General features: G+C 64.2%; 22 protein-coding genes. 16 read left to right on the forward strand and 6 right to left on the reverse strand.

Annotation, left to right across the window (positions count from 1 at the left end):
- Nucleotides 1-59: 59 nt before the first annotated feature.
- From EJC47_RS19480 to EJC47_RS19505, 5 genes are all read left to right on the forward strand, one after another.
- Complete coding sequence (locus tag EJC47_RS19480) at nucleotides 60-2,159, forward strand: ParB/RepB/Spo0J family partition protein (protein ID WP_010405811.1); 2,100 nt, start codon at nucleotides 60-62, stop codon at nucleotides 2,157-2,159.
- A 129-nt stretch (nucleotides 2,160-2,288) separates the two neighbouring features.
- Entirely contained in the window at nucleotides 2,289-3,242 is a 954-nt protein-coding gene (locus EJC47_RS19485; protein ID WP_010405810.1) for an ArdC family protein, read from the forward strand.
- An 11-nt stretch (nucleotides 3,243-3,253) separates the two neighbouring features.
- Nucleotides 3,254-3,571, forward strand: coding sequence for a hypothetical protein (locus EJC47_RS19490; protein WP_126849388.1), 318 nt, complete (start codon nucleotides 3,254-3,256; stop codon nucleotides 3,569-3,571).
- Nucleotides 3,572-3,601: 30 nt separating this feature from the next.
- The gene (locus tag EJC47_RS19495) at nucleotides 3,602-4,210 is read left to right on the forward strand and encodes a DUF6927 domain-containing protein (protein WP_126849389.1); all 609 of its coding nucleotides are present in this window, start codon (nucleotides 3,602-3,604) and stop codon (nucleotides 4,208-4,210) included.
- Between the two features lie 239 nt (nucleotides 4,211-4,449).
- The gene (locus tag EJC47_RS19505) at nucleotides 4,450-4,968 is read left to right on the forward strand and encodes a thermonuclease family protein (protein ID WP_126849390.1); all 519 of its coding nucleotides are present in this window, start codon (nucleotides 4,450-4,452) and stop codon (nucleotides 4,966-4,968) included.
- A 15-nt stretch (nucleotides 4,969-4,983) separates the two neighbouring features.
- Here EJC47_RS19505 and EJC47_RS19510 read toward each other — a convergent pair whose 3' ends face one another.
- Nucleotides 4,984-5,472: a hypothetical protein gene (locus tag EJC47_RS19510; RefSeq protein ID WP_126849391.1), complete on the reverse strand. Its 489-nt coding sequence runs from the start codon at nucleotides 5,470-5,472 to the stop codon at nucleotides 4,984-4,986.
- 81 nt (nucleotides 5,473-5,553) lie between these two features.
- On the opposite strand from EJC47_RS19510, the gene EJC47_RS19515 reads away from it, so the two are divergent.
- Nucleotides 5,554-6,507: a deazapurine DNA modification protein DpdA family protein gene (locus EJC47_RS19515; protein ID WP_126849392.1), complete on the forward strand. Its 954-nt coding sequence runs from the start codon at nucleotides 5,554-5,556 to the stop codon at nucleotides 6,505-6,507.
- A 106-nt stretch (nucleotides 6,508-6,613) separates the two neighbouring features.
- Here EJC47_RS19515 and arsH read toward each other — a convergent pair whose 3' ends face one another.
- The 5 genes from arsH to EJC47_RS19540 are packed head-to-tail and all read right to left on the reverse strand — an operon-like array spanning nucleotide 6,614 to nucleotide 9,721.
- Nucleotides 6,614-7,354 carry an arsenical resistance protein ArsH gene (gene arsH / locus EJC47_RS19520; protein WP_126849393.1) on the reverse strand — a complete coding sequence of 247 codons (741 nt, stop codon included), beginning with the start codon at nucleotides 7,352-7,354 and terminating at the stop codon, nucleotides 6,614-6,616.
- Entirely contained in the window at nucleotides 7,351-8,421 is a 1,071-nt protein-coding gene (gene arsB, locus EJC47_RS19525) for an ACR3 family arsenite efflux transporter (protein ID WP_047100424.1), read from the reverse strand. Before arsB ends, arsH begins: the two co-directional genes overlap by 4 nt.
- A 3-nt stretch (nucleotides 8,422-8,424) precedes the next feature.
- Complete coding sequence (gene arsC, locus EJC47_RS19530; RefSeq protein ID WP_047100425.1) at nucleotides 8,425-8,850, reverse strand: arsenate reductase (glutaredoxin); 426 nt, start codon at nucleotides 8,848-8,850, stop codon at nucleotides 8,425-8,427.
- Complete coding sequence (locus tag EJC47_RS19535) at nucleotides 8,847-9,377, reverse strand: arsenate reductase ArsC (protein WP_107394420.1); 531 nt, start codon at nucleotides 9,375-9,377, stop codon at nucleotides 8,847-8,849. Before EJC47_RS19535 ends, arsC begins: the two co-directional genes overlap by 4 nt.
- Before the next feature lie 11 nt (nucleotides 9,378-9,388).
- Nucleotides 9,389-9,721, reverse strand: a complete 333-nt coding sequence (locus EJC47_RS19540; protein ID WP_047100427.1) for an ArsR/SmtB family transcription factor — start codon at nucleotides 9,719-9,721, stop codon at nucleotides 9,389-9,391.
- 155 nt (nucleotides 9,722-9,876) lie between these two features.
- On the opposite strand from EJC47_RS19540, the gene EJC47_RS19545 reads away from it, so the two are divergent.
- From EJC47_RS19545 to EJC47_RS21465, 10 genes are all read left to right on the forward strand, one after another.
- Nucleotides 9,877-11,019: a tyrosine-type recombinase/integrase gene (locus EJC47_RS19545; RefSeq protein ID WP_047100428.1), complete on the forward strand. Its 1,143-nt coding sequence runs from the start codon at nucleotides 9,877-9,879 to the stop codon at nucleotides 11,017-11,019.
- The gene (locus EJC47_RS19550; RefSeq protein WP_126014903.1) at nucleotides 11,009-12,805 is read left to right on the forward strand and encodes a site-specific integrase; all 1,797 of its coding nucleotides are present in this window, start codon (nucleotides 11,009-11,011) and stop codon (nucleotides 12,803-12,805) included. Before EJC47_RS19545 ends, EJC47_RS19550 begins: the two co-directional genes overlap by 11 nt.
- A 53-nt stretch (nucleotides 12,806-12,858) precedes the next feature.
- The gene (locus EJC47_RS19555; RefSeq protein ID WP_260591681.1) at nucleotides 12,859-14,649 is read left to right on the forward strand and encodes an integrase; all 1,791 of its coding nucleotides are present in this window, start codon (nucleotides 12,859-12,861) and stop codon (nucleotides 14,647-14,649) included.
- Nucleotides 14,633-15,073, forward strand: a complete 441-nt coding sequence (locus EJC47_RS19560; RefSeq protein WP_047100430.1) for a hypothetical protein — start codon at nucleotides 14,633-14,635, stop codon at nucleotides 15,071-15,073. Before EJC47_RS19555 ends, EJC47_RS19560 begins: the two co-directional genes overlap by 17 nt.
- 312 nt (nucleotides 15,074-15,385) lie before the next feature.
- A complete protein-coding gene (locus EJC47_RS19565; protein ID WP_126849394.1) occupies nucleotides 15,386-15,691 on the forward strand; it encodes a hypothetical protein in 306 nt (101 codons plus the stop codon).
- Nucleotides 15,685-16,179, forward strand: coding sequence for a hypothetical protein (locus tag EJC47_RS19570; protein ID WP_126849395.1), 495 nt, complete (start codon nucleotides 15,685-15,687; stop codon nucleotides 16,177-16,179). The genes EJC47_RS19565 and EJC47_RS19570 overlap by 7 nt, the downstream gene beginning before the upstream one ends.
- Before the next feature lie 106 nt (nucleotides 16,180-16,285).
- On the forward strand, nucleotides 16,286-16,930 hold the full coding sequence (locus EJC47_RS19575) for a hypothetical protein (RefSeq protein ID WP_126849396.1): 645 nt from the start codon (nucleotides 16,286-16,288) through the stop codon (nucleotides 16,928-16,930).
- A gap of 58 nt (nucleotides 16,931-16,988) precedes the next feature.
- Nucleotides 16,989-18,104, forward strand: coding sequence for a phosphoadenosine phosphosulfate reductase domain-containing protein (locus EJC47_RS19580; protein ID WP_312845360.1), 1,116 nt, complete (start codon nucleotides 16,989-16,991; stop codon nucleotides 18,102-18,104).
- Complete coding sequence (locus EJC47_RS19585) at nucleotides 18,101-18,439, forward strand: transposase (protein ID WP_126849398.1); 339 nt, start codon at nucleotides 18,101-18,103, stop codon at nucleotides 18,437-18,439. The genes EJC47_RS19580 and EJC47_RS19585 overlap by 4 nt, the downstream gene beginning before the upstream one ends.
- Before the next feature lie 61 nt (nucleotides 18,440-18,500).
- Nucleotides 18,501-18,629, forward strand: coding sequence for a hypothetical protein (locus tag EJC47_RS21465; protein ID WP_260591682.1), 129 nt, complete (start codon nucleotides 18,501-18,503; stop codon nucleotides 18,627-18,629).
- Nucleotides 18,630-18,809 lie beyond the last annotated feature (180 nt).

Consider the following 18,809-nt stretch of genomic DNA (forward strand, 5'->3'; position numbering starts at 1 on the left):
GGGAAGGGGGATCGGGAGTGGTGTCCGGGATGTGCCGGATGCCAGAAGGAGTTACTCCAGTGATCCAGACCATGAAGCTCAACAAGCTCCGTCTCTCGCCAATCAATGTCCGCCGACTGCCCGAAGAAAAGCTGCAGATTCCGCAGATGGCGGCCGATATCGAGGCGCGAGGCGTTCTCCAGAACCTGCTCGTCACGCCGGCCAAAAAACCACGCGGCACCTTTGAGGTGTTCGATGGTGGCCGCCGCCTTCGCGCGCTTCAGCGTCTCGCCGACGCAGGCACGATCAAGGCCGACGACTATGACGTGCCCGTGATGGTGCTTCAGGCCGATGAGGCGACGCTCTCCGAAACCTCGACGGCGACCAACTTCCAGCAGCTCAAAATGACGCCGGCCGAGGAATGCCGCGCGTTCCAGCACTTCATCGGAACGAGTGGCGATATTGATGCTGTCGCCAAGCGATTCGGCGTCACGCGTCGTTTCGTCGAAGGACGCCTCCGTCTCGCCGCCCTTGCCGAGCCGATCTTCGAAGCCTTGAGCTCCGGTGAAATCACCCTCGACGTCGCCAAGGCCTATGCGTCGACCGAGAACCAGGAGAAGCAGCTTCTGGTCTGGAACAACTACCAGAACAGCTATGTGAACGCTGACACGATTCGTCGCGTCATCGCCAACGAGACCCTGAAGGCGAATGACCCGATCGCCATTCTGGTCGGCGAGACCCGCTATATTGACGCGGGGGGCAAGATCGATGGCGACCTGTTCACCGACGGCAACGACCGGTGGGTCGATCCCGAGATCGCGCATCGGCTCGCCGGCGAGATCATGGAAGCCGAGGCCAAGCGCGTCGGCGAGGAGACCGGTCTTGCATGGATCCGACCGATCGCCAGCAACTACGCGCATAATGCGGCGCACGGTCTCTATCGGGCCATCCTTCGCCAGCCCGACCTGACTGAGGAACAGGCGCTTCGCCTGACCGCAATCGACGAGCGGCGTTCCGAGCTCGAAACCGAGATGCAGGACGAGTCTCTCCTCGAAGAAGACTTCAAGTTGCTCGACCAGGAAGATGATCGCCTGATCCAGGAGGCCGAGGCGATCGAGAACCGCGCACCCGTTCTCCCGGACGAACTGAAAGCGCATGTCGGCGCGTTCCTGCTCCTCACGCCGCAGGGTGCGATGGTACTCGACACCCAATATTACAGCGAGCAGCAGATCCTCAGCGAGGAGCCCGCTGACGACGAGGGCAGCGAGGGCGAGGATGGCGAACGGTCGTCAGGTGGTTTCCGCATCGGCGGCCCCAAGCCGTCCGAGCCGAGCCATCGCCCCGAGGCCGTGGCGCCGGGGGGCAAGCCGCTCAGCTCCCGCCTCTATGACGAACTGGCGATGCAACGCCGTGACATTCTCGCGTCCTGCCTCCTCGCCCAGCCCGCACTGGCGCTCGACTATGGGTTGTTCGTGATGGTCGATGCCCGGACCAAGACGTCGAGCCGCTACACCTACAACTCGACGAAATACGGAACCACGATCCGCGCGAGCGGGCCGCAGGACCCGAACACCGGCGACATGCCCACGTCGCGCGCGCGGGACTATCTGGCGGAGGCTCATGAAAGTCTCGACGCGGGCTGGACCGAGCACGAAAACGAAGTCGAACGCTTCGAGGGCTTCCGGGCGCTCGACGATGACAGCAAGGCTAACTGGCTTGCCTACATCGTGGCGATCTCGCTCGAGGCGAAGCCGGGCATCAGCAACGAGCAGATCCCCCTTCACAACCGACTGGCATCGATCCTCGAAATCGATGTCGCCAGCTGGTGGCGCCCGACGTCGGAGAACTTCTTCGACCGGGTGAACAAGGGCAGTATCCTCAGCCTTCTCGACGAAGTGGGCGGGCCCGCGCTCAGCGGCCGGCATGCCTCGCTCAAAAAGACCGAGATCTCAGCGAGCTGCGAGAAGCTCTTCGCAGGCGACACAATCGTCGAAGCTGAGGTCAAGGAAGCGGCCCTCGCCTGGGTACCAAACGCGATGCGGTTCCTCGACAGGCAGCCCGAGGACGTCGTCATCGAGGCCGATGAGGCAGAACATGACGAAGACGATTCGGGCGGTGTTGCCGACGCGGCCGCTGACTCGTCCCAGGCTGGCGACGAGGTGCTCGAACCCGCTGCCTGACCGCTGAGCGGGGCGGGGCCGGCGGCGTGCCGGCGGTTCCCGCCCCATCACTCGTCCTCCTGCTGGGCACCAGTCCGCCGATGCACAGCACCGGCGGCCCCTTGTGCCCGTTTTCCGGAGCTGATCGTCATGTCCGCTACAGCGAAACCGAGCCGCGATGTCGCGGCAGAGATCACCAACCTTATCATCAAGAAGCTCGAGGAGGGCGTTCCGCCCTGGAGTCGTCCCTGGCGCGTCCAGGGAAGCGGTGGCCGGCCGCTCCGTCATTGCGGCACGCCCTATACTGGCATCAACACTTTTTACCTCTGGGCGATCGGCGACGCGCAAGGGTACCGGTCGCGCTACTGGATGACGTACCGCCAGGCCGAGGCGCTCGGTGGCCATGTCCGCCGCGGTGAGGTCGGCTCACTGTCGGTCTATTATTCAAGCTTCAAGAAGACCGAGGCGAACCCTGTCACTGGTGCCGAAAAGGAGCGAAGCATTCGCTTCCTGCGCCACTACATCGTCTTCAACGCCGACCAGATCGACGGCCTTCCAGCTCATTACTATCCGGCGATCGAAGATCCGGCGCCGATCGATCCTTCGCAGCATCAGGCGGCGATCGATGCCTTCTTCGAGGTAATCCCAGCCGAGGTCCGGCATGGCGGGGATCAGGCCTTTTTCACGCCCACCCTCGACTACATCCAGATGCCGCATCAGCGGACCTTTCGGACGATGGACCATTACGCATCGGTCCGGGCGCACGAGACCACCCATTGGACCGGCGGCACCAAGCGCCTGGCGCGCACTTTCGGGAAACGGTTCGGCGACAAAGCCTATAGTTTCGAGGAACTGGTTGCCGAGATCGGCAGCGGTTTGGTCTGCGCCCATCTCGGTCTCCCGAATGAGCTGCATGACAGTCATGCCAGCTATGTCGGCCACTGGCTGGGTATCCTGCGCGGCGACAAGACCGCCATCATCCACGCAGCGTCCAAGGCCGAGCAGGCATTCAACTACATGATCGCCTTCGGGGCCGATCCCGCCGCAGCCTCGCCGTCCGAGGCATCGGCCGAGGGCGATGAGCTTTTGGCCGAAGCAGCTTGAAGGAGGCTGGCATGACTCTCGAGATCCAAATGCTCGCCTGTCTTTCAACCGGACATGTCGATGAGCAGACCGCGCGCGAACTCGATGCTCTTGTCGAAAACCCTCTTCCGGCAGCAGCCCGCGACGTCCCCGACATTTGGCAGGGCCAGATCGTCGCCGAGCGCTGGCAGCAATATGGATGGTTCGTCTGGGTCCGATCCCCGGGCCGCGACGCCATGCCGTCCTCGCTGCGCGCCTGCCTCGCGCTCGCTGAGGCCGCGGGCGCCACGTGGATCCAGTTCGACCGCGACTGCGCGCCGATCGACGCGCTGCAGGTCCACGACTGGTAGTTTTCAAAGCTTATACCAAGGAGACCCGGCATGGGCTGGCTCACAATGTCGCGTTACCACATGGGCGGCCACGCGACCGCCAAGGCGTATCTCGATGCACAGTTCACCTACAGCCGTGACGTGGACGGCGTCGCCAAAGGGTTGAAGCTGCTAGCCTCATCCTGCCCGCAGAACCGGACCTATTACGCCGCCGCCCAGGTCATGGTCGATGGCGTTGGCGGAGAGGTCTTTGCGATCGTCTGCAAGGTGACCTGGAATCCAAAGAGCAAGACCGGCGAGCATTTCGGTTACAAGGACATGGATGAATCGATGGGACCGTGTGAGGACAACTGTCCTGCCCATATCCTCGAACTCCTGACCCCGACCGACAAGGAGCACGCGCTCGACTGGCGTCGGCGCTGTCGCACCAATCTCGAGCGGCGTGCCCGTAAGATCGAAGACGGCGACCGCATCAAGCTCGCCGCAGCCCTAACCTTCACGGACGGCCATGTCGGGGACGAATTCATCGTGGTGAGACGCGGCCGGCGGCTGAGCTTTCGCGACCCCGAGACCCGCACCGGCTATGCGATCAGCCGCTTCATGGAACGAGAATGGACGGTCGTTCCGGTAACCAAAGTCCATAAGACGATATTTGCCTGAGGCCGCGCGTCCGGGCCATGATGTCTGTGAAAAGGATTCGACATGTTTGCCCCAGCACCTTGGCTGTCGCCCAAACGCTATCTCCTGTGCAGCCGTGAAAATGCGCACCGCGTTGCATCCCGGCTTTTTGATGCGCAGCCTGGCCGCGTCAGCATCGTTCGTACCGGAAACCCTTTGCAACCATTTCACGTCTCAACTTCGCCATCGCGCGATGCACATGTCGAGGTTGAGATCGTGTCATGATGCGAGCGATGGTTCTCGCTGCGCTCGTCTTTGCCTGCTGCGGGGCGTCGGCCCAAGTGGCCGCTGACCAGAGCTTCAACGCCAAAGCGCGCGCGCTAGACGGCGACACCGTCGCCGTCGACTTCCGTCTTCTCGGCGTCGACGCCTTCGAACGCCGCCAGCAGTGCGAACGCCGTGGTGACTGCTGGCAGTGCGGAAAGGCGGCGCAGGACTTCGTCGCGAACTTGCTTCGTTCGAAGACGGCCGAAATCAGACTCACCTCATCAAGCACATACGGCCGCCCTGTGGCCACGGTGACCGTCGAAGGCAGCGACCTTGGAGAACGCCTGATTCGTGCCGGGCTCGCCGTCCCCGAGGCCCAATATCTTCGCAGTGATCCCCGCCGTGCCGCCCGCTACGCCGCCGCCTTTTCCCAAGCCAAAGATGCAAGGGCAGGGGCTTTAGCCGGACACTGGATCGAGCCTTCCAATTGGCGGCGTGGAGAGCGTCTTCAGTGCGAGCGCCGATCAGATTGACCCGTCCGTCTGACCTCAGGCCGTAAGCGAGGGATCGGCCCACCAGGAAGGCCCCTGTTCAAACTCGGCGTCGAGCTTGACCAACGGTCCATCGGGAGCGTCCGCCACATAAGGCTTGGCGAGCGGCATGCACCGACACTTCATCCGTCGAATTTCGCCCGCCACGCGTCCACGACGCTCCAGCAGATCTTCCAGCCATTCGAGGTCGTCGAGCATGTCGACCACACCCCGACCCGCAAGACAGAAATAGATACAGCGCTGGAAATCGTCCGCGCCGTCATTGGCGAGTATCTCGGCGAGCTTTCGCTTGGCCGCTAGATCGCCCTCGTGCGTCCAGGCGATCGCCTCACGAAGTTCACGAACCGAGTAATAGGCGTCCTCGACGTCCATGCCGATGGCCGCGTTCGCGATCATGCGACGTGTCGGCCGGTTGTCGGCATCCAAGGCGGCGTCTCGCAGCGTGATGTCGAGATCAAATCGATCGTGAAAAACGGTCTTCTTCATCGCAAGTCTCCAGCGATCGGGAACGTAACGTGAACACGTGCGCCGGTCAAGCGCATGACTGCTCACCTCCGGAGGGCCATCATGCCGATCGACATCATCGTTGGGCTTCCGCATCTCCGCGAGGGCCCCATCCTCCAGCGCGCCCGGGCGCTGCAGACCACCGCTCTCATTTCGGCCAACGGCCTCTCCCGCTGGGCTGCCAAAAGAGGTTGGCGTGAATGGAGCGGTTGGCGAACCGAACAGCTCGGCAACGCAGTCGGCCTAGTAGGTCTCTGTCTCGATTCTGCCGGCTTTGTCGCTGCCTCGCGCTACGGCGGCTTCCCATGGACGCTGGCCGACTATGTCGCTCTCGCGGCAGCCCACCCCTTCCAATGGTGGGCAAGCGCTGACTATTGCGTCGAGCACGAAATTGCCGCCGATCGCGAGGAAGTGACGGATCGCTTGTCGCGCACCATCCGCGCCAATCGCGACTGCTGGCGACTGGCCGGCGACCACGGCATCGCCGAAAGCATGATGCCGGTCATTCAAGGCCGCAGTCCGACCGACTATGAGCGCTGTGCCGACGCGCTGAGCGGGTTGTTTCGCCCGGGCGCGCTGCTGGGCGTCGGCAGCATGTGCCGACGCGATATCCATGGTCCCGAAGGTCTGATCGCGGTGATCGACCACCTTGATCGCGTCCTGCCAGCAGGAATCCGGCTGCATGCATTTGGGGTCAAAGGGACTGCGCTCCCGTTTCTGCTTCCCTATCGCCACCGCGTCGCATCGATCGACAGCCAGGCTTACGGCGTCGGCGCGCGGCGCGCAGCGTTGCGCGGTGGCACCAGCAAGACCGACGCGTTCGTCGCCAATCATCTCGAGCAATGGGTTGATGCGCAGCGCGCTCGGTTGAAAGAGGGGCCTCGCCAGCTTCCTCAGATCCGGCCAGCCCACCTCAGCCCGCTACTTGTCGACCCGTGGGAGGCGGCGATCGCTCAAGCGCGCGCTGAAATCCGGGACCTGATCGAAGCCGGAGAGCTCTTAGGTCCGGTCCTCTGATCTGTCTCATTAGGAACGGATGCGGAGAGGGATCAGGCCGACCGCCGCGCTAACCCAAAGAGCTGGCGGTGGTCGGCCTGATCCCTCGCTTGGCGAGGCGCTCGACTTAAGCGATCGACTGCGATGCCAGATCGGGGGCGGCATCCTGCTTTGCCGCCTCCGCCTTCCGCTCCGAATAGCGGTCGACGAGCTGCACGGCGTGCCCACGGGTGAGCACGGTAAAGCGCACCAGCTCCTCCATCACATCGACGATGCGGTCATAGTAACTGGAGGGCTTCATGCTACCGGCTTCGTCGAACTCCTTGTAGGCCATCGCCACGCTTGACTGGTTGGGGATGGTGAACATCCGCATCCAGCGGCCGAGCAGCCGGAGCGTGTTGACCGCGTTGAACGACTGCGATCCGCCCGACACCTGCATCACCGCCAGCGTGCGGCCCTGGGTCGGGCGCATCCCCTTCATCTCCAGCGGCAGATGGTCGATCTGCGCTTTCATGATACCGGTGATCTGGCCGTGACGCTCCGGGCTGCACCACACCATGCCCTCCGACCACATGGCATGGTCGCGCAGTTCATGGACGGCGGGATGATCGTCGCCCTTCACCTGATCGGGCAACGGCAGGTCGGTCGGATCGAAGATGCGCGTCTCCGCCCCGAAGAACTGGAGCAACCGTGCCGCCTCCTCGACTGCGAAACGCGAGAAGGACCGTTCGCGCAATGAACCATAGAGCAGCAGGATACGCGGCGGTGGATCGCCCGCACCAAGCCCGAACGCGGGCCGCTCATGGACATAGCGGAGATCGAGCGCCGGCAGATGATCCGGGTCGGTCAACTCGCTGATACGGGTCAAGCAGCGGCTCCCTTCTCATACCAGCCGCGTGTCCGCTTCACGATCGCCACGACCGACAGCATCACCGGCACCTCGACCAGCACGCCAACCACCGTGGCGAGCGCGGCGCCGGACTTGAGGCCGAACAGGCTTATTGCGGCGGCCACCGCCAGCTCGAAGAAATTGGACGCGCCGATCAGCGCGGCGGGCGCCGCCACGCACCATGCGACGCCAAAACGGCGGCTCAGCCAATAGGCCAGCCCGGCATTGAAATAGACCTGTACCAGAATCGGCACGGCGATGAGCGCGATCACAAAGGGCTGCGCGACGATTGCCTCGCCCTGGAAGCCGAACAGCAACATCAGCGTCGCCAGCAGGGCGGTGAGCGACACCGGCCCGAGCCGGGCCAGCAGCCGGTCAAGCGCGGCCTGTCCGCCTGATGCCAGCACGGCGCGACGGACGAGCTGCGCGACGATCACCGGCACGACAATGTAGAGGCCGACCGAGAGCAACAGCGTATCCCACGGCACCGTCACCGAGGCGACGCCGAGCAGCAGCCCGACCAGCGGTGCGAAGGCGAACACCATGATGAGGTCGTTCAGCGCCACCTGGCTCAACGTGTAATTGGGTTCGCCGTCGCAGAGGTTCGACCACACGAACACCATTGCCGTGCAGGGCGCAGCCGCCAGCAGGATCAGCCCGGCGATATAGGACGGCGCTTCGCCCGCCGGCAGCAACGGCGCGAACATCCAGCCCAGGAACAGCGTGCCGAGCAGCGCCATCGAGAAAGGCTTGACCGCCCAATTGATGAACAGCGTGACACCGACGCCCTTCCAATGCTGGCGCACCGATCCCAGCGCGCCGAAGTCGATCTTGAGCAGCATCGGCACGATCATCAGCCAGATCAGCACCGCGACGACGAGATTGACCCGCGCCACCTCGGCGGAGGCAATCGCGCCGAACAGGCCGGGCAACATATGGCCGAGCGCGATCCCAGCAACGATGCAGAGCGCCACCCACAGGGTCAGATAGCGCTCGAAGAAGGAGATGCCGGGACGAGCCGGCGTGGCGTCGAGAACGGTCGCCATGCCTCAGATCACCCGCGCGCCGGCCGCATCGACGACCTGTTGGCCGTCCTCCTTGGCGAATGCGCCCTGTTGCGGTGCGGGTAGCAGGTCCAGTACCGCCTCCGAAGGGCGACACAGTTTCACGCCGAGCGGCGAGACGACCAGCGGCCGGTTGATGAGGATCGGGTGTGCCATCATTGCGTCGATCAGGGCTTCATCTGACAGCGAGGGATCGCCCAGGCCTAGTTCGGCATAGGGCGTGCCCTTCTCGCGCAGCAGCTCGCGCGGCGTGATCCCGGCGCGCGCGATGAGCTGGACCAGCAATGGCCGCGACGGTGGGGTCTTCAGATATTCGATGACATGCGGCTCGATCCCGGCATTGCGGATCAGGCCCACCACGTTGCGCGACGTGCCGCACTCCGGGTTGTGATAGACGATGATGTCGGTCACGCCGCATCTCCCCGGCGAGTGGTCGAGCCTTCGGTATGGCCGATCTCGCGCAGCTTGGCGGTCAGCGCCGTGGCTTCGAGCTTGTCGATCGGCAGCGAGATGAACAGCCGGATACGGTTTTCCAGATAGTTCAGCGCCATCACGAAAGCGCGTTCGCGCTCTATGTCACCGCCCTGGACATGGCTTGGATCTTCGATGCCCCAATGGGCCGTCATTGGATGGCCGGGCCATACCGGGCAGACTTCACCGGCTGCGTCGTCGCAGACGGTGAACACGAAATCCATGACCGGCGCACCGGGCCGGGAAAACTCCTCCCAGCTTTTCGAGCGCAGGCCCTCGGTCGGATAGTCGAGCCGTTCCAGCAGTGCGAGCGCGTCGGGGTTAACCGCGCCCTTGGGATAGCTCCCGGCCGAGAAGGCATGGAAGCGACCTTGGCCGAGCTTGTTCATGGCGCTCTCGGCGAGGATCGAGCGTGCCGAATTGCCGGTGCAGAGGAACAGGACGTTGAACACGCGATCGGTGGACATGGCAGTCTCCGTCAGCAGCAGGGGACGAGTTCGGCGACGAGCGGTGCACACAGTTCCGGTTTTCCGGCGCAGCAGTCCTTCACCAGAAAGAGGGTCAGCGCGCGCAGCGCATCGAGGTCGGCGCAGTAGATGATCGACCGGCTTTGCCGCTCGGACTTCAGCAGGCCCGCGCGCGTCAACGCGGCGAGGTGCGCGGACATCGTGTTCTGAGGAACGTCGAGCGCTTTTGCGATCTCGCCGGCGGGCAATCCTTCGGGCTCGTGGCGCACCAGCAACCGAAATGCGTCAAGGCGTGTGCCCTGCGCGAGAGCGGCCAGGGCCGTGATAGCCGAATCAGTATCCATATATCCGAGATAGTGGATATATGGATGAATTGGAACAGGCGTCGTGTCGCCCGGCCCAAAAAGTGCTCGCTCAGCCGACTGTCCGAACTGGAAAGGCCGGGCTGATGCTAGAATAACCGCCCTGATCCCGCGTGCGTGAGGCGGAGGTGTGATCCATGGTGACGATCATCCGTGCCGTTCCAGGTGAGCCCGGCATTCCCGCCGGGTTCCCCATCCTGTTCGACGCGAACATGGCCATCATCGAGCCGGCCTTTGCCTATCTGCTCGAACATGCCGAGGTTCATGGCCACTCCCAGGCCTCGGAGACGGTACGGACCTATGGCGAGCACCTGTATGAGTGGTTCGATGCGCTCGAGCAGTCCAACATCAAATGGGATGTCGCTGACGAGCATATACTCGCAGCTTATCGATCCCGAATGCTCGAAGGGCCGAGCCAGCATACCGGGCGGCCGTTTGCCCGCTCCACCATCAATGCCCGGGTTGCCACCGTCTATCGCTTCTATTCCTGGGCCCTCGATCACGACTTCATCCGGCATCGCGCGTTCCCGCGACCGTTGCAGACACGGCAGGGCAGGGGACCGCGTGTTGGGCCACAGATCAGACGCCGTTCGACCGGGAGCCTCACGGTCTCGGTCCCGGAGCAACTGCCACGACCAATGCGCCCCGATGAGCTGGCAAGGCTGTTCGCGCAGCTTGCGCCGACCGCGCGCCTTGCAGGGGAGTGGGCGCTGTGCGCAGGCCTTCGACGCAAGGAACTATGTGCTCTGGCGGTCGATCAGATACCGGATAGCTGGTCGCTTCACCCGGAAGAGACGCCGCTTGTAGGCGTGCCGCTCAGCATCACCAAGGGCGACCGGCCGCGAACGGTCTATCCGCCGGTTCGCCTGCTTGATCGCACGCACTGGTATATCGGAGAGGACCGGGCCCGGATCGTGCGGCGCGCGCGCAATGCCGATCCCCGCTACAGGGCGCCGCCCAATCTTCTCCTGAATGAACATGGCCGTGCGATGACGCGCAAACGCCTGACGGCGCTTCTGTCCGAGGCGTTCGCGGCCGCTGGGTTGCCCGGCACGCTGCATTGGCTCCGTCACACCTTCGCGATGGTGATGCTCACGCGGCTTCAGATCCAGGCTCGTGCCAATCCGGCGCTGAATCCGCTGAAGATCGTCCAGGTTCTGTTGGGCCATGCCTCGATCGCGACGACCGCCATCTACCTGCGCTGCGTCGAGCTGTACGAACCCGATATCAACGAGAGCCTTGCCTGGCTCTACGGCGAAGCGATCAACGATGCTGGCTGAGGGACGGATCGACCGCCGTATCGCGATCGATCGAGCATCGACCGCGCAAGCGCCAGATGATCGACGCTTCTCCTTTCGTGATGAATGGGGACAGGTCGTGCAGACGTTCGATCCGGTCGCCCTCGACATGCCACATGACCTCACCTGCGCCTTTGTCGAGGCGTTCAGGGTTCATGATGCCGGATCTTCGATCTCCACACGACGCGGACGCTGGAGAGTGATCCGGCGCTTCGGTCGCTTCCTACGCACAGAAGGCGTAAGCTGTGCTGCTGATGTGAACGCCGGCACGATCCGGCGCTACATTGATGCGCTGGCACCCTCGATAGAAGGCCGCCAGCTCAGCCGAGCCACGATGGCTCAACGCTTCGCCAGCCTGAAACCATTGCTCGAGCGCATCGAGCAGACCGATCCGGATCTGTTCGGGAGCGCGCTCGCCATCCCCTACAGCCCGTTCCCCAGCACGGGGTGGGCGCCAGAACCCAAAGCCCGGCTCACGGCAGCGGAAATGAAAACGATCCTCGCGGCCGCCTATGAAGAGATCGACATCGCATGGGCGCGGTTCCAGCGCGGCCAGAAGATCATCGCCTCTCCCCAACCCCCGGAGGGAACTGGTCCGAGAGAGGCGCTCGCGCGCTGGGTGTGGAAACTCCACCGGATCGGCGGCGGCATCGCTCCGAGCGGCGAGGCAATCCGCGCTGCCGGGATCAACCCGAACTCGCTCGAGCATCATGGACGTCAGGAGGCGATCGCTCAGCATTATCACCTGACCTCGCACACGATGGGGCCGTTCTTTGTCGCGCTGGCGATCCAGCTTGCCGCCAATCCCCAGCCTCTTCGGGCGATCCGCCGCGACTGCCTCGTGCCCCATCCACTCGATGATCATCGGGTCATGGTGGAATGGCTCAAGCAGCGGGGCGGTCGAACTCCGAAAATGCAGCGTCGGTCCTTCGACCGCCGTAAAATGCGATCCGCACCGCGTCTGATCGAAATGCTGCTGGCGATGACCGAGCCGCTGATCGAGCATGCTCCGCCTGAAGAACGGGAATGTCTGTTCCTGATCCGCTATCTGTCGCGGGCCTATTATCGCAGGCACGACTATCCTGCCGGCCTGATCGCGCCCGACAGCATCCCCGGGTTCATCAATCGCTTCATCGGCCGCACCAACAGGCGGATCGAACGCTGGAACACCGCACATCCGGAGCAACCGAAACCACTGGTGCCCAAGTTCACGGCCTCGCAACTACGCGGCAGCGTCGCCACGGAGCATTATCTGGCTTCTGGCGGCGACCTGCGCGCGGCAGGGACGGTTCTCAATCACGCCAGCCTCGTCACGACCGATCGCTACGTCGAGGGACCGGCCGCACGGAAGCTCGAGCAGGAGACGATCGCGCGCCTTCAGAAGCTCATGGTAGCCTGGGTCTGCGGACCCGACCGGAAGGAGCCCGCCCGCCACGGCCCGGTAACGGCATTGTTCGGGCATCGTTGTCTGGCGCCTGTCGAACAGGGCGCTGACGGAAATCCGCATCTCTGTCCGAGACTGCGAGGTTGCCTTGCCTGTCCGGGGCTGATCGTTCCGCTTGATGTCGAGCGGTTCGCGCGCGTGCTGCAAGCTCGCCGGCATCTTCTCGACGCCCGCGATCAGATCGATCCGGCTCGCTGGGCGTTGTTCTATGCGCCCAGCTTGCAGGTGCTCGAACATGATCTTCTTCCGGCGTTCCCGCCCGACTTGAGGGAGGAGGCAGAACAACGGGCCGCGATGCTCCCCGATCTCCCGGAACTGGAATGAGCGTTCCGCTCCTCGCCTTGCCGCAGGCCTCGCTGCGCGTCTCTCCGCACTCGATGTTCGGCGACGACCATTGGCAGATGGCGACAGGCGTCGTGGGTCAGCGGGACACCACCTTCCGCGTCGACTGGGGGTTCACACTGCCCGACGGAAGCCGGTTCAACGAGCCGCATTGGCGGACGCTGCGCGAGGCGAGCAAGCATCTGCTCTGGTCGATGCACAGCGATCCACCTCCCGGTCGATCCGCGCTCTCGTTACGTTCGCTTGGAACGCAGGGAACGCTCCAGCGGGTCGTGCTGGAATGGATGGCGGGCCGCGGCCTGGCTCGATGGTCGGAACTGGATGACGAGGCCATCCGGCATCTATTCGATGATCTCGCCCAGCGCCCGAGAGACAATGGCACGATGGCGCTATCGACCGCGAGCAACTACCGCACGCTGCTGCGGGCGTTTTACCAACAGCGTGAGAAGCTTCCCGACACCCCGAAATCCGCGCCGCCTGCGCTCAATGAGCTGGGCCGTTGGCGCCCGGTCGAGCGGTGGCCCTATACGCCTGATGAAATCGCAATGCCGCTCGTTGCGGGAGCGCTCCATCTCATCGGCGAGCCAGCCGATACCATCCTTCATATGCGTGACGACATACAGGCGCTGCACGATGCGGCTTCCGCAAAAGGGCATGCAAAACCGGGGCGTTCCAGGCGCATACGCCGATACCTGCACGCTGCTCCACCGATCGAGTTTGTTCCTGGGCAGGCTCAGCCGCTGACGGTCCAGCCGATGCTCACCTTCAATGGCATGGTGGCCCGTCTCTACGAGGCTTGCTTCATTGTCCTCGCCTATCTCGTTGGGCCGCGCGCTTCGGAAATCCTATCGCTGGAAGCCGGTTGCATCGAGCGGGTGCAGGGCGAGCAGCAGGAGATGTTCGCCTATCTGACCGGCACGATCCGAAAGGACGCTCCAGGAGACGGAGTGCCGCATCGCTGGATCGCCCCCGAACCCGCCGTTCGCGCCATCGAAGTTCTTGAGCGCCTATCGGCACCATGGCGAGCGATCGACGGCCGACAATATCTCTGGCTGCTCCAGGTCCGCCCGGGGAGCGCGATCCGAACCTCGGCATTGCCGATCGAGCCGCTCACCAGTTCGGCTATGAATATACGCCTGAATGACGGCATTGGGGCCGCGCTTCGCCTTCCCGAAATCAACGGTGAAAGCTGGAGGCTTGCCACCCACCAGGGCCGCAAGACCTTCGCGCGGTTCGTGGGCCGGCGCGACAGGACCGGTCTCGCGGCATTGGCCAAGCATCTCGGGCATGTGACCCGCGCCATGACCGACCGCGCCTATGTCGGCACGGACTTCGAGCTGGTTGAACTGGTCGACGCCCAGGCGGCACGAGAAACCCGCGCCGCGCTCGAAGAGTTGCTGGTCGCGCCTCGCCTGGGCGGCAAGGCGGGGCGCGATCTTGCGGCGCGATCGCCGTTCCGCGGTCGCACGCACGATGGCGACCTCGATGCCTACATCACCCGCCTGTTGGCCGATACCGACATCAGGCTCGGCGTCTGCGACTGGGGCTACTGTCTCTACCGTCGGGAGACGTCTGCCTGCCTCGGGTCCGACAAAGAGCCCAATCCCGTTCTCCGCACGCAGGGCACATGCGTCACTTGCGCGAACTTCGCGGTGAGCGAACGTCACAAGCCGGTCTGGGAAGCCCGCCTGAAACGAAACCTGGCTCTCCTGGAAAGAACCGACCTTGACCCTGAAAGCCGAAATCTGGCGATCACGCGGGTCGAGGAGAGCCGCCGCGTGATCGACGATCTCGATTTGCAGCCCGCCGATGGCAACCTCGGCTGATACGCCCCAAGGGCGTCGCCGCGAGCGGGTCGCTACCCGCCTGCGGGAAGCTCTCGCCGTGTTGCGCGCCGATCCTGAATCCGAAATCTCCGTTGCGGCGCTGGCCCGGCACGCCGGCATCGGACGCAATGCGCTCTACACCAATCATCGCGCTGTGCTTGAAGATCTCCGTGCCCTTCAGGCTGAACGATCTCCGGCTTCGGGTCAGGATGAGGTTCCAAAGCTGGATGGAGGAAAGGGGGAGGCGGAGGTGCGGATCCGGGTGCTGGCCACCGAGAATGCCTCTCTCTTGCGGCGCGCGTTGATCGCGGAGAGCCGCGCGAAGCGGTTGGAGGAGCGCAATGCCGACCTTGTCCGCGAGCTTCGGGACCGACGCAATGTTGCTATGCTGCCGATCGCCCCGCCGAATGCGTCCGAAGAATAGCCGCGCGCGGGGCTAACCAGACGTCCGGTTAGCGAGCGCGCCCGAAAACCCTTCAAGGTCAGCCAACTGGACCTAATCGGACAGGCCGAACCAGACCTAAGATCTCGACCATGACGAGCTGACTGCGCCGTGGATCGAGCAATGGGCGGCTGACATCTACCGGGACAGTCTCGCCGGCTGAGAGAGGGAAGGGGGGCTTTGAGGTCCGATCAGGGGGTGGCCGAAGCTGCTCTCGAACGCCGAGGAGCTGCCCGCGATGCCCACCGCTCTTTATCAAGATCACGATGTTAGTCCGCTGCATGGCGCAATCCGGTGAGCGCGCGGTCCTCCAAGCCCGAGGTGCGCAATCCGATCCTCGCCCTACCGTCCGTGGCGCGCTTGCGGGCGCTCAATCCTGAAGCGCGTCTCGCGCTTCAGGACATTCTGCTCGAGATCCAGAGCGATGCTCGCCTGCGCGCGGAAAAGAGCTGGCGCAGTCGCAAGCCGCCGGTCGCGGCTTACTGGGCAGCCTGCGCCGTCTACGCCGGCCACATTGCGCGTTCAATCGGGCCGGGGCGTGGCCGCCGGCCTCGCGCGAGCGTCGCGCTGCATCCCAATGAGGAGATCACACCATGTTGATCGAACTGCGCAAGCTCAGGATCATCAAGGCCCTCTCAGAAGAGACGCCATGCTACACCGCAGAGATCTGGATAGACGGTGCGCTCGCCTTCCACGCGAGTAATCGCGGCCACGGAGGCGCCGACGACTATCGCCAGGTCAGGGCGATCACCGAGGCCGAGGTCAATAGCTGGCTCAGGGTCAACCGACCGACGCGCTCGTTCCACGGCATGTCGTTCGAGCCGGATCTCGAAAACGAGATCGCGCGCCTGATGGACGAAGCCGAGCATCTCGGGCTGCTTCGGCGGCGCAGGCGCACCAACGTCATCACGATCGAGGACGGGGAGGTCTATACCTATCCGTTGAAAGGCCGGCCCGCGGCAACGCTCATCGCTGCAATACGGGCCAAAAAACCGGACATCGAGATCGTAAACGAGACCGGCGAGGCCGGCCTTGCACGGGCCGTGCGGGTCCTGCTCGCAAAGGCATCGGATCACCAAGAAGGGTGACGCGCGATCTGCCGGACGCTCCTGGCCGATGGCCAGCGATCGATTGAAAAGGGGAGGGGGAGGGGCCGAGCGAGCGGATTTGCGCTCGAGACCGGAGGCCCACCCCATGCACTATGAAGTCGCAATGCGTCACCAACAGGCGCTTGATCCCAGCGCACTGACCACCATCGCTGCCGCGCTCCATGCGATCGATGCGGCCATCACCGACTGCCGCAACGCCGGCAAGGACAGTGAAACGGACCCGGCCGTTATCCTTCTTGCACGCCACCTGGGCACCGTCTGCGCTCGCGCTGCAGACGACACGATCCTCCGCCGGACCTGTATCGACCAGATTGCAGAGATCCGCCGGCATCCCGTTTTGCGCACGCTCGCTTATCGCGGCGTCAGCTATGACGAGGCAGCCAAGCGCGTCTTTCATGCAGAAGGCCGGGCTGCGATGCGCCGCCTCGCCGAGGCCTTGGAACTAGACGAGCGCAGCTTCGACATTCGCTCGAACAAAGCCGGACCTGCCGTCTCTGGCGAGATCACGCTGCACGGCGAGGAGCTCTGGGTCCGGCTTTCGCTCGGTTGCATGGGGCCGGATACCGAAGTTGCCTTCCGCCAGGTACGCGGTCGCGACGATCACTGCGGTGACCGCAATCGGTGGGCATCCATCAACGAGCTGCTGGCGCCCGACCGCTTCGCCGCACGTCTTCGGCGCGAATTGCGCCTAGCCGCCCCCACTGGCCAGCCGGCGCGGCTCTTCGCCTGATCCCCACCGCAGGAGTATTACGATGGCCGTTTACCAGTCCGTACCGGCATGTCCGGCTGTGCCGCCGATCCTTTCTGCGATGCCTAATCTGGCAATCGACTCGGAGATCATCGATGCGATCCGCGCTGGCGCCCGGATCGTCTTCAATGTTTCAGGCGGCAAGGATTCCAGTGCGGCCATGTTCGCGGTCAATCTCTACCTTGACCTTCTCGGGCATCCGCGCGCCCGACGCATGGCCATCCACGCGGATCTAGGGCGGGCCGAATGGGCGTCCACACCCGCGACGGTGGCGCGCATCACCGCGCTTGCGGGCATGCCGCTTACCGTTGTTCGACGGGCGGCAGGCGACCTCGTCGACCGCTGGATCCAGCGCTTCGAAAACGCCAAGCGGCGCTATGAAGCGCTGGAAACCTATAACCTCATAGGCCCCTGGTCTTCGGCCTCACTTCGGTTCTGCCAGTCGGAGATGAAGGCGGCAGTCATCGGCCCGGCGGTGGCGCGGATGTTTCCCGGTGAACGCATCATCTCGGTGCTCGGTCTGCGCCGCGACGAGAGTCACAACCGCTCCGCGATACCCGTCGCCAAGGCAGATCACCGTCATGCCAAGGCCGGAAACCGCCGGGGGACGATCATGTCGCTCTGGCATCCGCTCGCCGACTGGACGGCCGGCGACGTATTCCGAGCGCACCAGCTCCTCGGCATCCCGCTGCACGAGGCGTATACCGAGTGGGGCTCGACCCGCTTGTCATGCCGATACTGCATATTTGCCTCGCTCCACGACCTCCAGGCTTCAACCGCAGCGCCGCCGAATGGCGAAGTCTACCGCGAGCTGGTTGGCATCGAGGCACGCTCGACCTTTCCGTTCCAACCGACACGATGGCTGGCCGACGTCGCACCGCAGCTGCTCGGTCCCGCCCTCCACTCAGACATAGTCCGCGCCAAGGCCGACCAGGCGGAGCGTCGGCGCATCGAGGCCGCAATGCCGGCGGGCTTGCGCTATGTTGCCGGTTGGCCGCCACGCCTTCCGTCACGCCCCGAGGCCGAGGACATCGCAGCGGCGCGGCGCCCGATCCTTGCGCGCCACCGTCTCGAAGATCGCTATCCGTCGGTTACCACCATTTTGGACCGATTCTCAGAATTGATGGCGATCGTCGCCCGAAAGCGCGCTGCATGATCAGAATCACGGCGAAAGTCGGTCGCTTCGAGATCTCGACGTCCGTTGATCCCGTCGCCCCGCTGGGCTGGCGCTTCTGGACGCTCGCCGGATTTCCCGGTGATCCGGTTGAGCCACGGCCCTATGGCGGCTTTCGCCGCTTGCCGCTCACGCTCGTCGCGATCGACGGCCAGCCCCGCTGGCTCTGCGCGATGGAGCTGGACCGCTCGTTCCGCCTCCTAAGCAGCCACGACCTCTTCCCCTGCGCGCGACAGCGGGGAGTCGATGACTTCGCTCAGGCAATATCGAACAGCATGCGCAGCAGCCCAGGCCGCTCTGAAAAGGACCGCCCATGATGGAAACGACCCGCAACCTGTGCTGGCGGGAACGTCGCGCCCCACGCCCTTCACCTTTCTCATGATCGAGCTTGCCTCTGGCGAAGGGTGCGACGGCGCGGCGGAGGCCGCGCGCCGGCTTGAAATGGCGACGGGCGCCATCCAGGGCGTCGCCCAGGCCATCCAGCGCACGGGGTCGTCCGCGCGCTGAAAAGAGAAGGGGGGCTGAAGAGGCGGCAATTTGCCGCCTTTCAAGCCCGAGGCCTCCCAATGTCTGTCCTGTCTCCCCACCGACCCGCCGATTTGCCGAGGCAGCCCGACAGGCTCCTGGCTGGCGCACCGGCGCCGATCGTCCTCGCCTATGGCATCGGCGTCGATTCCACCGCGCTGC

This window comes from Sphingomonas sp. TF3, from assembly GCF_003985085.1.
Taxonomy (GTDB): domain Bacteria; phylum Pseudomonadota; class Alphaproteobacteria; order Sphingomonadales; family Sphingomonadaceae; genus Sphingomonas.

What these genes read in the sequence shown, in the direction of transcription:
- EJC47_RS19490 (WP_126849388.1), top strand. Translation starts at nt 3,254, where the DNA reads ATGACTCTCGAGATCCAAATGCTCGCCTGTCTTTCAACCGGACATGTC.
- EJC47_RS19555 (WP_260591681.1), top strand. Translation starts at nt 12,859, where the DNA reads ATGTTCGGCGACGACCATTGGCAGATGGCGACAGGCGTCGTGGGTCAG.
- EJC47_RS19545 (WP_047100428.1), top strand. Translation starts at nt 9,877, where the DNA reads ATGGTGACGATCATCCGTGCCGTTCCAGGTGAGCCCGGCATTCCCGCC.
- EJC47_RS19575 (WP_126849396.1), top strand. Translation starts at nt 16,286, where the DNA reads ATGCACTATGAAGTCGCAATGCGTCACCAACAGGCGCTTGATCCCAGC.
- EJC47_RS21465 (WP_260591682.1), top strand. Translation starts at nt 18,501, where the DNA reads ATGATCGAGCTTGCCTCTGGCGAAGGGTGCGACGGCGCGGCGGAGGCC.
- EJC47_RS19510 (WP_126849391.1), bottom strand. Translation starts at nt 5,472, where the DNA reads ATGAAGAAGACCGTTTTTCACGATCGATTTGATCTCGACATCACGCTG.
- arsB (WP_047100424.1), bottom strand. Translation starts at nt 8,421, where the DNA reads ATGGCGACCGTTCTCGACGCCACGCCGGCTCGTCCCGGCATCTCCTTC.
- EJC47_RS19515 (WP_126849392.1), top strand. Translation starts at nt 5,554, where the DNA reads ATGCCGATCGACATCATCGTTGGGCTTCCGCATCTCCGCGAGGGCCCC.
- EJC47_RS19585 (WP_126849398.1), top strand. Translation starts at nt 18,101, where the DNA reads ATGATCAGAATCACGGCGAAAGTCGGTCGCTTCGAGATCTCGACGTCC.
- EJC47_RS19560 (WP_047100430.1), top strand. Translation starts at nt 14,633, where the DNA reads ATGGCAACCTCGGCTGATACGCCCCAAGGGCGTCGCCGCGAGCGGGTC.
- EJC47_RS19485 (WP_010405810.1), top strand. Translation starts at nt 2,289, where the DNA reads ATGTCCGCTACAGCGAAACCGAGCCGCGATGTCGCGGCAGAGATCACC.
- EJC47_RS19540 (WP_047100427.1), bottom strand. Translation starts at nt 9,721, where the DNA reads ATGGATACTGATTCGGCTATCACGGCCCTGGCCGCTCTCGCGCAGGGC.
- EJC47_RS19535 (WP_107394420.1), bottom strand. Translation starts at nt 9,377, where the DNA reads ATGTCCACCGATCGCGTGTTCAACGTCCTGTTCCTCTGCACCGGCAAT.
- EJC47_RS19495 (WP_126849389.1), top strand. Translation starts at nt 3,602, where the DNA reads ATGGGCTGGCTCACAATGTCGCGTTACCACATGGGCGGCCACGCGACC.
- EJC47_RS19505 (WP_126849390.1), top strand. Translation starts at nt 4,450, where the DNA reads ATGATGCGAGCGATGGTTCTCGCTGCGCTCGTCTTTGCCTGCTGCGGG.
- EJC47_RS19550 (WP_126014903.1), top strand. Translation starts at nt 11,009, where the DNA reads ATGCTGGCTGAGGGACGGATCGACCGCCGTATCGCGATCGATCGAGCA.
- EJC47_RS19570 (WP_126849395.1), top strand. Translation starts at nt 15,685, where the DNA reads ATGTTGATCGAACTGCGCAAGCTCAGGATCATCAAGGCCCTCTCAGAA.